Genomic DNA, 13,369 nt, shown 5'->3' with positions numbered 1-13,369 from the left:
GGGTACACCGCGGTAAGTTATTTATTTAACCATGCAAATAAACAAGGATGCCTCCCCTCACTATGCTAGCCAAAAAAATCTGTTTAGCCATAATGACATTGGTGCTACTGACCACTGCAGGATGCGGCTTCAAACTCCAACGCAGTTACTCCATCCCTGCCGAATTGGCCGAATTGCATTTAAGCAGCAGCGATGAATACAGTGAGTTAACTCGCTTAGTTCGTGACAGATTACGGATCAACCGTATTAGCCTTGTCGATGCAGCAGAAAAAACACCTACGTTACGGTTAATTAACGACTCTCTCGAACGTGCCACACTGTCACTTTATCCCACAGGAAATGTTGCAGAATATGAGCTGATTTACTTAGTGCATTATTCGGTTACTTTACCAGGACAAGAGCCACAAGATTTTGATACTGAAATCCGTCGAGATTATCAAGATGATCCTCGTACTGCATTAGCAAAAAGCCGTGAAATGGAGTTGTTGGTTAAAGAGATGCGCGTACAGGCAGCCGATTATATTATCCAGACTCTGGCGTCAATCGGGGCAGAGTAATGCGGGTTTATCCTGATCAACTCAAACAACATCTCAAACCGCTACCGCAATGTTTTTTACTGTTTGGTGATGACCCATGGTTAATCGAAAACAGTAAACAATTGATCCTCAACGCCGCTAAAAAACAAGGCTTTGAAGAGCGGGTACAGTTAAGCCAAGAAACCGGTTTTAACTGGGGAGATTTAGTCCAAGAATGGCAAGCAATGAGCTTATTTGCCAGCCGACGGATTATTGAGTTAACCCTGCCGCAAGGTAAACCTGGCATAGAGGGAGCCGCAGCATTTCAAACGCTGTTGCAACACCCTAATCCAGATATGTTATTGATTATCCAAGGCCCCAAAGCCAGTGCAGAGCAAACCAATAGCAAATGGTTTAAATCACTCGATGCCAAAGGTATATACCTACCCTGCACCACGCCTGAAGGTAAACAGTTTGAACGCTGGTTAGACAGTCGTATTACTCATTATGAACTCACAGTTCACCATGATGCAAAAGCCATGTTATTTACGCTATTTGAAGGTAACTTATTGGCGGCTGAACAAGCGATGCAATTGCTACAACTGCTCAGTCCTAAGCAAAATATTACCCCAGAACAACTCAGTGAATATTTCGAAGACCAATCTCGTTTCAGTGTGTTTCAACTCTGTGATGCCATTCTAGGTAACCATCAAAAACATGCACAGCACATGCTGGCTCAATTGCAGGCCGAAGGCACTGCAATGCCCATTTTAATGTGGGCTTTATTCAAAGAGATAAATTTGCTGCTCACCTTAAAACTGGCCGTCCATAATGGCGAGCAACTGAGCAAACTTTGGAGCCAACACCGAATTTGGGATAAGCGTAAACCGCTTTATCAAGCAGCAATAACGCGATTAGATTTAGATCATATCGAACATATGCTCGCATTTGCGTCTAAATTAGAATTAAATCTCAAACAAAAAGGGCTTGAAGATTGGATTGGTCTCAGCCATTTATGCATTTTATTTGATCCACGAGCACATAACCGTTTAGCTCATATTGAATTAACTGACTGAGACAAAAAGTAAGGACAGCGAATGCGTATCGGTATTTTGGGTGGCACCTTCGACCCTATCCATCTAGGACATATCAATCCTGCACTAGATGTAAAACAGCAACTTCATTTAGACCAGATTTGGCTAATGCCCAATCATATACCCCCACATAAAAATACTACCGTAGTGAGTACTCATCACCGGCTTGAAATGGTGAAGTTAGTTTGCCAGCAGTACCCAGAATTTAAGCTATGTGATATCGAAATCAATCGCGACACCCCCTCTTACAGCGTCACTACGCTCACATTACTCACCCAACAGTATCCTGATGATGAATTCTTTTTCATTATGGGCATGGATTCATTTGTTCAATTACCATTGTGGTATCAATGGCAATCATTGTTTAATCTGTGCCATATTGCATTGTGTCAACGCCCTGGTTGGGCAATGGACACCCACAGCGAAATGACCAAAGAATTATTATTCAGACAAGCAACCGCAGACTATCTTGACTCGCCTTCCCATGCTAAAAATGGCAGAATATTCACTATCAACAGCCAGTTAGTCGATATTTCTTCAACTGAAATACGTCAGCAGTTAGCTCAAAACATTGATATCAGCACAGTTTTATCTCAAACAACAACCGAATATATTCGCCAACATCAGCTCTATCGCTAACACAATAAACCGCACAGTTATTAACTCAATTTTTATGATTATGGGTAAACTCTGCATTGGACACAAAATTAAATCTATCGTTGTTTAGCCTTGCTTAATTGCGCATCAACAGTGAATTTGAGTATAATACTCCGTTAATTTTTACTTATGAGGTACTTCGAGTGCAAGGCACCGAACTAAAAGATTTCGTTATCGACAAAGTCGATGATTTAAAAGCAAAAAATATTACTGTTATAGATGTATCTAAGCGGTCAACCATTACCGACACTATGATCATTTGTACTGGTACATCAAAAACACACGTTCGATCTATTGGTGAGCACGTAATCGTGTCAGCAAAAAATGCTGGCGTGCAACCTCTTGGGGTCGAAGGTCGTGACAGCAGTGAATGGGTATTAGTTGATTTAGGCTCAGTGATTTTGCATGTGATGCAAGAACAAACTCGTGATTACTACGAGCTTGAAAAACTTTGGTCTGAACACAGCGTCTAATGAAGTTACAGCTTATTGCCGTTGGCACCAAAATGCCCGATTGGGTAACCCGAGGCTTCGAAGAATACCAACGCCGTTTCCCTAGAGATATGGCTTTGGAACTCATCGAAATCCCAGCAGGGAAACGCGGGAAAAATGCTGATATCGCCCGAATTTTACATAAGGAAGGCGAATTAATGCTAGCGGCAGTAGCAAAAGGTAACCACATTGTCAGCCTAGATTTACCCGGTAAAAACTGGACAACACCAGAACTTGCCGAGCAAATGACAAAGTGGCAACTCGATGGTAGAGATGTCAGCTTACTTATTGGTGGCCCAGAAGGACTTTCACCTGCTTGTAAAGAGGCGGCCAACCAAAGCTGGTGTTTATCTGCCCTGACCTTACCTCACCCTTTGGTTAGGGTTATTGTGGCAGAAAGCCTATATCGAGCTTGGAGCGTCAATAACAATCATCCGTATCACAGAGAATAAACTCAGTCGCATGAATAACTAAGCTTATCGATAATGATTATCATGCAACTCTTTTTTTCATGTTCATCAGCTGATACTGTGACCTTTTATAATTCAACCTTCCATTTGGTAAAGACGGGGATAGCATAAGTGTCGCCAAATAAGCGCATTACCATGCATGATCACGCCGCAGAGGCCGCGCTATTTAAACGCCGTGCATTATTCACTTTTATTTGCGTATTCTTTCTACTCTGCATCTTATTTTCGAATCTTTATCATCTTCAAGTTGTCTCTTACAAAGACTATGAAACTCGTTCAAATGATAACCGTATCCGTGTGGTTCCGACTCCGCCTAGCAGAGGGTTAATTTATGACCGTCATGGCGTACTATTAGCCGAAAACCAACCTTATTATTCTTTAGAACTTATTCCAGAAAAAGTCGATGATATTACCGCGACTTTGGACGAGCTTAACACCTTCATTGAACTCTCAGAAGATGAGCGCGAAAGCATCACTGAAACCTTAAAGTTTCATCGCCGGTTTAAGCCGTTAACCATTAAAAGTAAATTAACCGACGAACAAGTCGCCATCTTTAGTGTTAATCAATATAAATTTCCTGGTATTTATGTTGAAGCAGGTCTTAAGCGTCATTATCCCTTTAATGCGCTAATGACTCATGTATTGGGTTATGTCGGCAAAATTAATAGCCGAGATAAAGCCTTACTTGAAAAAAGCAGTCAGTGGAAAAACTATGCTGCAACCAAAGATATTGGTAAGCAAGGTATTGAAAAATTTTATGAAAGTTTACTTCATGGTACCCCTGGTCACCTCGAAGAAGAGGTCAATAATCGTGGCAGAGTGATCCGCACGCTTAAAGTGACTCCGCCAACACCAGGACAAGATATCTATCTCACGTTAGATCTCAAACTACAGCAGAAGGCCATGGAGCTTTTAGATGGCCGCAAAGGCTCCGTTGTGGCTATAGATCCTAGAGATGGCGGTGTTTTAGCCATGATTTCAAGCCCATCATATGACCCAAACCCCTTTGTTCACGGCATTAGTTCTAAAGCTTATAATGAGCTGTTAAACGATAAGTCGCGGCCATTAATAAATCGTTCAACCCAAGGGCAATACTCTCCTGCGTCAACCATCAAACCGCATGTTGCATTACTTGGGTTAGAAGAAAAAATCATAAGCGAACGCACGCGGATTTGGGATCCAGGCTATTGGCAAATGCCAGGCGTCGATCGCAAATGGGGCGACTGGAAAAAATGGGGCCATGGCTGGGTAGATATCTATCATGCCATTGTCGACTCTTGTGATATTTTCTTTTATGACCTCGTCTATAAAGTTGGCATCGATAGAATGGCCATATTTATGGATCGCTTTGGTTTTGGCAAAAGTACTGGCATTGATATTTTTGAAGAATCAGATGGCGTAATGCCATCTCGAGACTGGAAAAGAATGCGTTACAACCAACCTTGGTATAACGGCGATACAATTTCGGTCGGTATTGGCCAAGGATATTGGACCACTACTCCTCTACAGCTTGCTAATGCGGTGACTATCATGGCAAATAAAGGCAAGCGCTTTACGCCTCATCTATTAAAATCATTTAAAAATAGTACCGTTAAAATTGATTCGCCGATTGATGAGCAAGTACCAATAGAGCTTAAAGACCCTCGTAATTGGGACATCATCAATGAAGCTATGCGCCAAACTGCTGATAAATCTCGCTTTACCGATGCAACCTATACTGCAGCAATGAAAACGGGTACTGCACAGGTATTTAGCGTAGCTAAAGATCAAAAATATAATGCCAACACTATCGCAGAACACTTACGCGATAATGCATTAGTTGTTGCTTACGCTCCTTACGAAAACCCTCGTATTGTTTTGGCTGTGGTATTAGAAAACGCCGGCTGGGGTGGCGCCAATGCTGGCCCGCTAGCTCGAGCCTTGCTCGATGAGTATATTTTACGAGACGAATGGGCGGTAAAACCGTGAATAATCATGCATATCAAAAATCGTTTTGGCAAAAAATACACTTAGATGTGCCATTACTCATCGGCATCGTTATCTTAATGAGCTTTGGCCTTTTTGTGATTTATTCTGCCAGTGGCGAAGACCCTGCGATGATGGAGCGTCAACTTGTGCGTATGGCGTTGTCGTTAGGCGTCATGTTTTGCTTTGCACAAATCAATCCTGAAATACTCAGGCGTTGGGCTTTGCCTATTTATCTTGCTGGGGTAGCGTTACTCATCGGTGTTGAACTGTTCGGCACCATTAATAAAGGTGCCCAGCGCTGGCTAAACTTAGGATTTATGGAATTCCAACCATCGGAACTCATCAAACTAGCCTTCCCCATCACCATGGCGTGGTATATCAGTAAGTTCCCGCTGCCACCCAAAAAGCGATATCTGGCCGGTGGCGTTATTATTCTACTTATTCCAACATTACTCATTGCTAAACAACCTGACTTAGGCACCTCTATTTTGGTCGCAGCTTCTGGAGTATTTGTGTTGTTTTTATCTGGCATGAGCTGGCTAATTGTCGGCGGCTTTGTTACTGCGATTTTGATCTTTTTACCCGTATTGTGGTTTTTCTTGATGCACGATTATCAGCGTACTCGAGTATTAACCTTGTTTAATCCAGAACAAGATCCTCTCGGCGCGGGTTATCATATTATCCAATCTAAAATTGCCATTGGTTCTGGTGGGCTTTGGGGCAAAGGTTGGCTTGATGGGACGCAATCACAATTAGAGTTTTTACCAGAGCGACATACCGACTTTATCTTTGCTGTAATTGGCGAAGAGTTCGGATTAATTGGCAGTTTAGTGTTACTGGCAATGTATTTATTTGTCATTGGCAGAGGTCTGGTTATCGCTTCACGAGCGCAGACTAGTTTTGCACGCTTATTAGCAGGGAGTATCACCCTAACGTTTTTTGTCTATGTTTTTGTTAACATAGGTATGGTATCAGGCATCCTACCAGTGGTTGGTGTACCTTTACCGCTAATAAGTTATGGTGGAACCTCGATGCTGACCTTAATGACAGGTTTTGGTATTTTAATGAGCATTCACACCCACAGACGATTTGTCGATAGATAGGATTAACGTTAACCATGACAAAAATAACCGTTCAAATCGCCAGCTTAGCATTACTTATGAGTGCTGTTTTTGAGGCAAATGCAGTGACCGAAACTGATACTCAAGCGTTACAGAAAACCTTTATTGCCGAACAAGTAAAACAAGGATTTAAGCAACAAGAAGTCGAGCAGTTTTTAGCATCGTCAAGCTTCGACCAAACCATTATTGACGCGATATCAAAGCCTTGGGAAGCGAAACCTTGGTACCAATATTATCCTATTTTTTTAACCGATAAACGGTTGCAAAAAGGGCTAGAGTTTTGGCAAGAAAATCTGCAGACCATCGATAAAGCAGCTAAGAAGTTTAACGTTGACCCACAAATTATTGTGGCGATCATTGGCATTGAAACATTCTATGGTGGTTACTTAGGCAATTATCGTGTGCAAGATGCCCTGTACACGCTGGGCTTTCATTACCCACCACGGGCAACGTTCTTTCGCAGTGAATATGCCAATTTAATGTCGTTGATTAAAGAAGAAAAACTCGATAATGACACCTTAAAAGGCTCATATGCTGGCGCAATGGGTTACGGTCAATTCATTCCATCTAGCTACCGCCATTACGCTGTGGATTTTGATGGTGACGGTCGACGAGATTTATTAACCAGCAAAGCTGATGCAATTGGCAGTGTAGCTAACTATTTTCATCAACACGGTTGGCAAAAAGGCCAACCTGTAGCGTTATTGCTAAATCACACCTCAAGCACGGCGCCTAAAGCGAAGGTATGGACCAAAGAAAAGCTTCACTATAAGGTATCAGACATTCTTAGCCCATCATTAAGCTTGGCAGATAATCAAGATATTGATGCGTCACAAGCTGCATTGTTAATTAAACTAGATCAAGCTGAAAGCACTGAATACTGGCTCGGGCTTAAAAACTTTTATGTGATTACTCGCTATAATCGCAGCCCATTATATGCCATGGCGGTTTATCAGTTTAGCCAACAACTTAACGCTCATCATAAATCGGTAAATCAACATGGTCATTAATTACCGTTTCATCTTATTAATCATTTTTAGCAGTGTCTTTCTCATTAGCTGCTCGTCAAATGATGCTAAAAACTCTTCTTCAGGAAAAAAAAGCCGCTATCAAATGGCTAACGATCGTTATCCTGATGACGCACCAGACGTGAGCTTGGTTAAAAACGCCCAACCTAAATACGAACCTTATAGCAGACAAGGTAATCGTAACTACACCGTATTAGGCAAAAGCTATCAAGTGCTCGACAGCGGAAAGGGATTTAAAGAGCAAGGTCATGCATCATGGTATGGCTCAAAGTTTCATGGTCATTTAACCTCTAATGGCGAAACTTATGATATGTACACTATGTCTGCAGCGCATAAAAACCTGCCCTTACCCAGTTATGTCAAAGTGACCAATTTAGACAACAATAAACAAATTATTGTTAGGGTAAATGACCGCGGACCATTTCATCATGGTCGAGTGATTGATCTATCTTATGCTGCGGCTTACCACTTAGGCATGCTGGCCAGAGGAACCGCAAAAGTCGCTATTGAAACCGTTTACATTCCCTCACCAGAAGAGCGAGTAATAAGCGATTTAAAAGATGACGACAATCATTTTATTCAAGTTGCAGCGTCGCAAGATAAACTGCGTATTAATATGTTAGCCAAACAGTTAGAAACCAAATACGCCGTTAATTCTCGCGTGACATCTATAAATGGCATGCACAGATTACAGTTGGGCCCGATCAGACAAATTCATCTAACCAATAAATTGCTCGATCGTGTGCAAACAGATGGTTATCCACAAAGCTTTATCGTACCGTAAGCCATAATACTGGTGATACAGAGTAACATTAAGCTTCATTTACATTGGATGAATGAACCTTAATGCGAAATGGTTGCCTACTAATGTATAATCGAAAAAATATACCAATTGATCTTTGTCTTTTCTTCGACTAACTAGAGACGTGCTAACTTCATGATGACTTCCAAAACTGCTCAATTAACAACGATGCTCTTTGCATCTGTTGTCTGTTTTTCTTCAATCGCAGCAACGCCACAACCAGATATACGTCCTACACCCAATCGCGCACCTATGGTGACACCAGACGCGCCTAGTGTTGCTGCTAAAGCTTACGTGCTAATGGATTATAATTCTGGCAGAGTTATTGCTGAAGAAAATGCCTACGAAAGTTTAAACCCAGCAAGTCTGACAAAAATGATGACCAGCTATGTTATTGGCCATGAAATCCGCGTTGGTAATATTTCATTAGATGATGATGTAGCCATTACCAAGAACGCGTGGGCAAAGAATTTCCCTGATTCATCTAAAATGTTCATTGAAGTGGGTAAAACCGTCAAAGTACACGACTTAAACCGCGGTATTATTATTCAATCGGGTAATGATGCCTGTGTTGCTATGGCTGAGCATATTGCCGGGACAGAAGGTGCATTCGTTGATTTAATGAATTCATGGGCTAAGCAATTAGGCATGAAAGACAGCTACTTTGAAAACTCTCATGGTTTAGATTCAGAAAATCACAAAACGACAGCCTATGATATGGCCATTTTAGGTGCCGCGCTGATCCGTGATGTACCTGAAGAATATAAAGTGTATTCAGAGAAGTCTTTTACCTATAACGGCATTAAGCAATATAACCGTAATGGCTTGTTATGGGATAAAAGCTTAAACGTTGATGGTATTAAAACTGGTCATACATCAGGTGCAGGCTACAACCTAGTATCTTCAGGCACCAGCGAAGGCATGCGTCTTATCAGTGTTGTGATGGGCACATCGAGTGAATCTGCACGTAAAGCTGAGAGTAAGAAACTACTCAACTATGGTTTCCGTTTTTTCGAAACGATTACACCATACAAAGCTGGCGATACCTTCGTAACTCAACAAATTTGGTATGGCGACAGAGACACAGTTGATCTCGGTGTGATGACCGATACCCCTATTACTATTAGCCGTGGTAAAGCAAAAGATTTACAAGCTAACTTTGAATTAACTAAGCCACTAACAGCCCCACTTGCTAAAGGCGAAACCGTCGGTCGCGTCTTTTTCCAGCTTGATGGAAAAGACATTGCTCAATTCCCGCTAGTGACATTGAATGAAGTTCAAGAAGGCGGTATGTTCAGTAAGTTAATGGATTACTTTAAACAAATGTTTGCCAGTTGGTTTGAGTAATTATTCAGATTGACATGATTCACTAATGAAACTATTAGTGAATCAACTAATTAAAGCCGCCTAATCAGCGGCTTTAACTTTTTAAGATCTACCGGGCTTGAATCGGGTATAATTGCCACCATATTAGTAACACCAAAACAGAATCGAGTAAGTTAATGTTAAATACAACGTTTGACCAAGTGATGGAATTTCCTAATTCGTGCCCTTTTAAAGTGATTGGTGATGCTGACGATACCTTAGCCGATCGTGTTGTCGCTGTAGCGCAACAACTTGCTCCCGGTGATTATGTTCCAAGCGTGAAGGCATCAAGTAAAGGCAGTTACTATTCAGTAACCATCCGTATTACTGTTACCAGCAAAGAACATATTGAAAAAGCGTATATTGATCTTGCCGCAATTGAAGGTGTAAAACGCGTACTGTAAGAGTCAAAAGAGTCATCTTTACTCATAAACTTGAGTATAATACTCAAGAATTCATCCATTGACTCGATGGACACACACAATTTATCTGGGGGAGACGTTGCCCTTGCAAGCACAAACACTGCACATCCGCCATCTTGGCATGCAAGACTATGAATCGACATGGCATGCAATGCAGGAATATACTGACACTCGCGATAGCGACAGCCAAGATGAACTTTGGATTGTTGAGCATCAACCAGTATTTACCCAAGGCCAAGCAGGTAAAAGCGAGCATATACTCAACCCTGGTAATATTCCGGTTATTCAAGTCGATCGTGGTGGCCAAGTTACTTATCACGGCCCAGGACAATTAGTGGTTTATCCACTTATCGACATCAAACGTAATAAACTAGGCGTTCGTCAATTAGTGAACAATATTGAGCAAAGTATTATTGACATGCTCGCTTGTTACGCTATTAATGCTTACGCAAAAGCTGACGCTCCTGGTGTTTATGTAACAGAACGAAAAATTGCCTCTTTAGGATTACGCATCCGTAAAGGTTGCTCTTTTCACGGCTTAGCATTAAATGTCGATATGGACTTAGCCCCGTTTCAGCGTATCAATCCTTGCGGATATGCGGGTTTAGAAATGGTGCAATGTAAAGCATTAGGTGGTCCACAAACTGTGCTTGAAGCTGGCGATAAATTAATCCAAACCTTTAGCCAAATTATGGGCTACCAACAACTTGTACATCATCAAGGATTAGCAGAATAATGAATAGGCCTGAAAGATTACAACCAGGTGTCAAATTACGTGATGCCGATAAAGTCGCACGAATTCCTGTAAAAGTCGTGCCATCAGAGCGCGAAACTATGCTGCGTAAACCGGATTGGTTACGAGTAAAATTACCCGCGTCAAATCAACGTATTCTCGAGATAAAAGCGGCATTACGTAAAAACGGATTACACTCAGTTTGTGAAGAAGCCTCTTGCCCAAACTTAGCAGAATGTTTTAACCACGGCACAGCAACCTTTATGATCTTAGGTGCAATCTGTACCCGTCGTTGCCCTTTTTGTGATGTGGCCCATGGTCGCCCACTCAAAGCGGATTCTGACGAGCCTAAAAAACTGGCTCAAACGATTAAAGACATGAAGTTAAAGTATGTGGTGATTACTTCTGTTGACCGTGATGATTTACGTGATGGTGGTGCACAGCATTTCGCTGACTGTATTCGCGAAATTCGTTTATTAAACCCTGAAATCAAGATTGAAACTCTGGTTCCTGATTTCCGAGGTCGTATCGATGCCGCTTTAGATATTTTAGCGACCGAGCCTCCTGATGTATTTAATCACAACCTTGAGACGGCTCCAGCTCATTACCGCAAAGCACGTCCAGGCGCTAACTATCAGTGGTCATTAGATCTACTTAAACGCTTTAAAGAGCGTCACCCAACGATCCCGACTAAGTCTGGTTTAATGATGGGTCTAGGTGAAACTAACGAAGAAATAGCCGAAGTATTACGAGATTTACGCGCCCACAACGTGGAAATGCTCACGCTTGGTCAATACTTACAACCATCTAAATTCCACCTACCTGTTGAACGCTATGTTCCACCTGCCGAATTTGATGAATTGAAAGCCTTAGCTGATGAACTTGGTTTCACTCATGCAGCCTGTGGCCCACTTGTTCGTTCAAGCTACCACGCAGACTTACAAGCTCAAGGTAAAGAAGTTAAGTAATCTTACTTCGCCCGAATAAAAAACAGCGCTCTATTAGCGCTGTTTTTTTGTATTCAATTGAATCACGCAAAAAATTAACTCAATGCCAAATCCATTAAAATGGCATCTTCATAACCATCATCGGTAGGGTAATAGTTTTTACGCCTGCCTGATTCAATAAAACCGACTTTCTCATATAAGTATTTTGCCGCCCCATTGGACTGACGAACTTCTAACATCAGCACAACTGCACCCGCATCTTTCGCATCATCAATCAATTGCTGCATTAATAACGAGCCAAACCCTGAGCCTTGTTTATCTGGTGCGACACAAATATCGAGTAACGTCGCCTCATCTATAATTTGCTGTACTATCGCAAAACCCAACAAACCATCTTGCAGCTTAATGCCCAAAACGCGATATAAAGGCCCAAAACACTCCTTTAAGCCAGTTTCTGACCAAGGATGAATATGAGCTTGATTTTCAATACTAGCCATTGCAGTAACATGCTCAACGCCAAGGGGGACAATTAAGTGACCATCAGTGTTGTTCATTGGTCAGGCCTTTACTTAATTGCTGGGTTTTGTCTAAATGTTGAGAAATTTGCTGCCATAAATGACGTTTTTCATCCACAAGTGCATGAAGGTCTGTTAGCGGCGCACTTACAACCCAAGCAACACGAGGACGAACTTTTGTCTTACGCATATCCCATATCACCTGTGGTCCTTTAATCATTTCACAATCAAACTCGCACTGTTCAATATCAACGTTTAATAAACGCAATACATCATGGATAAACGTTTGATCAGATAAATCGGCATCGAGATCATGCAACACTAAGTAAGGCTTTAACGGTTTATCAGCACTGAGCCAGCGAGTAATATTCATCGCATCTAAAAAAGCAGATTTATCCATCGAACTCTCAAAAACAAGGATACTTCAACCAGCATAGCAGTTAACTAAATAAGGTTTAAGGTAATTTAACCAAAAAAACTAAGCCTTATTTGTCGCAAGGCTTAAAACGACAAAATCACAGTCATAGCGAATTTAATGAATGCTTGAATTGTCGAAAAATAGTAGACCAAACATTTTCGATTATAAAATATGACTTATGACGACAAAATACTAGCTAGCACAAGATGTCAAAATGAGTGTTTCACATTAAGAAACGAAATCGACTATGTAGCTAGTTTGATCGAAGAGAAACAAATATGGATTGTCTGTATGAAAGTAAATGAGAGACATTGTGAATAGTACAAAAGACAAAGGCCTAGCATTTCTGCTAGGCCTTCTAAATTTGGCAGGGGTGGCAAGACTCGAACTCGCAACCATCGGTTTTGGAGACCGCTGTTCTACCAATTGGAACTACACCCCTGTTGACGAGGGGCATTATGCTAAAAGCCCCTCCAAAGGTAAAGTACTTTTTTAAATAAAGCGCTCAATTGCAGTTTTTTCAAACAAGTTAGCTAATCTAATCGATTAATGAGTAGATTATGCATTTATAAAATGGCTCGGACATTGGTTAATTTCTACGATTTCATGGTTAAGTGTAGAAACTGATAGTCCAAATATGGAAGTCGACAACAAGAACACAATTACGTTCAATTGATAATCTGATCTGAAATTTAGAATCGAATCATTGAACAATCGAGCAAAAATGACCTCGTCAGTTCCATAATATTAAGCGCAATAGGTAATAATAATCGCACCTATTAATCCTATAGAGAGGGGGATAAACCTGTTCTGTATTCTCATC

General features: G+C 41.4%; 15 protein-coding genes and 1 tRNA gene. 13 read left to right on the top strand and 3 right to left on the bottom strand.

Annotated elements, in window-relative coordinates; translation table 11 throughout:
- The first annotated feature begins 62 nt into the window (after positions 1-62).
- From lptE to lipA, 13 genes are all read left to right on the top strand, one after another.
- Positions 63-557, top strand: coding sequence for an LPS assembly lipoprotein LptE (gene lptE / locus CXF88_RS20905; protein ID WP_059744816.1), 495 nt, complete (start codon positions 63-65; stop codon positions 555-557).
- Complete coding sequence (holA, locus tag CXF88_RS20900; protein ID WP_101088701.1) at positions 557-1,591, top strand: DNA polymerase III subunit delta; 1,035 nt, start codon at positions 557-559, stop codon at positions 1,589-1,591. The genes lptE and holA overlap by 1 nt, the downstream gene beginning before the upstream one ends.
- Positions 1,592-1,612: 21 nt before the next feature.
- Positions 1,613-2,248: a nicotinate-nucleotide adenylyltransferase gene (nadD, locus tag CXF88_RS20895; RefSeq protein WP_101088700.1), complete on the top strand. Its 636-nt coding sequence runs from the start codon at positions 1,613-1,615 to the stop codon at positions 2,246-2,248.
- Positions 2,249-2,409: 161 nt separating this feature from the next.
- Positions 2,410-2,739, top strand: coding sequence for a ribosome silencing factor (rsfS, locus tag CXF88_RS20890; protein ID WP_011636184.1), 330 nt, complete (start codon positions 2,410-2,412; stop codon positions 2,737-2,739).
- Positions 2,739-3,209, top strand: coding sequence for a 23S rRNA (pseudouridine(1915)-N(3))-methyltransferase RlmH (rlmH, locus tag CXF88_RS20885; RefSeq protein WP_101088699.1), 471 nt, complete (start codon positions 2,739-2,741; stop codon positions 3,207-3,209). Before rsfS ends, rlmH begins: the two co-directional genes overlap by 1 nt.
- A 129-nt stretch (positions 3,210-3,338) precedes the next feature.
- A complete protein-coding gene (gene mrdA, locus CXF88_RS20880) occupies positions 3,339-5,195 on the top strand; it encodes a penicillin-binding protein 2 (RefSeq protein WP_101088698.1) in 1,857 nt (618 codons plus the stop codon).
- On the top strand, positions 5,192-6,298 hold the full coding sequence (gene rodA, locus CXF88_RS20875) for a rod shape-determining protein RodA (RefSeq protein ID WP_041413366.1): 1,107 nt from the start codon (positions 5,192-5,194) through the stop codon (positions 6,296-6,298). Before mrdA ends, rodA begins: the two co-directional genes overlap by 4 nt.
- 56 nt (positions 6,299-6,354) lie before the next feature.
- Complete coding sequence (gene mltB, locus CXF88_RS20870; protein ID WP_242445224.1) at positions 6,355-7,326, top strand: lytic murein transglycosylase B; 972 nt, start codon at positions 6,355-6,357, stop codon at positions 7,324-7,326.
- Positions 7,316-8,128, top strand: a complete 813-nt coding sequence (locus tag CXF88_RS20865) for a septal ring lytic transglycosylase RlpA family protein (RefSeq protein ID WP_101088696.1) — start codon at positions 7,316-7,318, stop codon at positions 8,126-8,128. The genes mltB and CXF88_RS20865 overlap by 11 nt, the downstream gene beginning before the upstream one ends.
- A gap of 153 nt (positions 8,129-8,281) precedes the next feature.
- The gene (locus CXF88_RS20860) at positions 8,282-9,493 is read left to right on the top strand and encodes a serine hydrolase (protein ID WP_174839651.1); all 1,212 of its coding nucleotides are present in this window, start codon (positions 8,282-8,284) and stop codon (positions 9,491-9,493) included.
- A gap of 155 nt (positions 9,494-9,648) precedes the next feature.
- The gene (gene ybeD, locus CXF88_RS20855) at positions 9,649-9,915 is read left to right on the top strand and encodes a DUF493 family protein YbeD (protein ID WP_011636177.1); all 267 of its coding nucleotides are present in this window, start codon (positions 9,649-9,651) and stop codon (positions 9,913-9,915) included.
- A gap of 103 nt (positions 9,916-10,018) precedes the next feature.
- A complete protein-coding gene (lipB, locus tag CXF88_RS20850) occupies positions 10,019-10,669 on the top strand; it encodes a lipoyl(octanoyl) transferase LipB (RefSeq protein ID WP_101088695.1) in 651 nt (216 codons plus the stop codon).
- A complete protein-coding gene (gene lipA / locus CXF88_RS20845) occupies positions 10,669-11,634 on the top strand; it encodes a lipoyl synthase (RefSeq protein ID WP_101088694.1) in 966 nt (321 codons plus the stop codon). Before lipB ends, lipA begins: the two co-directional genes overlap by 1 nt.
- A 74-nt stretch (positions 11,635-11,708) precedes the next feature.
- Here lipA and rimI read toward each other — a convergent pair whose 3' ends face one another.
- The 3 genes from rimI to CXF88_RS20830 form a co-directional block, all read right to left on the bottom strand.
- Positions 11,709-12,167, bottom strand: coding sequence for a ribosomal protein S18-alanine N-acetyltransferase (rimI, locus tag CXF88_RS20840; protein WP_101088693.1), 459 nt, complete (start codon positions 12,165-12,167; stop codon positions 11,709-11,711).
- Positions 12,154-12,528: a hypothetical protein gene (locus tag CXF88_RS20835; protein ID WP_101088692.1), complete on the bottom strand. Its 375-nt coding sequence runs from the start codon at positions 12,526-12,528 to the stop codon at positions 12,154-12,156. The genes rimI and CXF88_RS20835 overlap by 14 nt, the downstream gene beginning before the upstream one ends.
- A gap of 383 nt (positions 12,529-12,911) precedes the next feature.
- Positions 12,912-12,988: transfer RNA gene (locus CXF88_RS20830), tRNA-Trp, on the bottom strand.
- Positions 12,989-13,369: the final 381 nt, after the last annotated feature.

This window comes from Shewanella sp. ALD9 (assembly GCF_002836315.1).
Lineage (GTDB): Bacteria > Pseudomonadota > Gammaproteobacteria > Enterobacterales > Shewanellaceae > Shewanella.
This window is presented reverse-complemented; position numbering and strand designations above follow the sequence as displayed.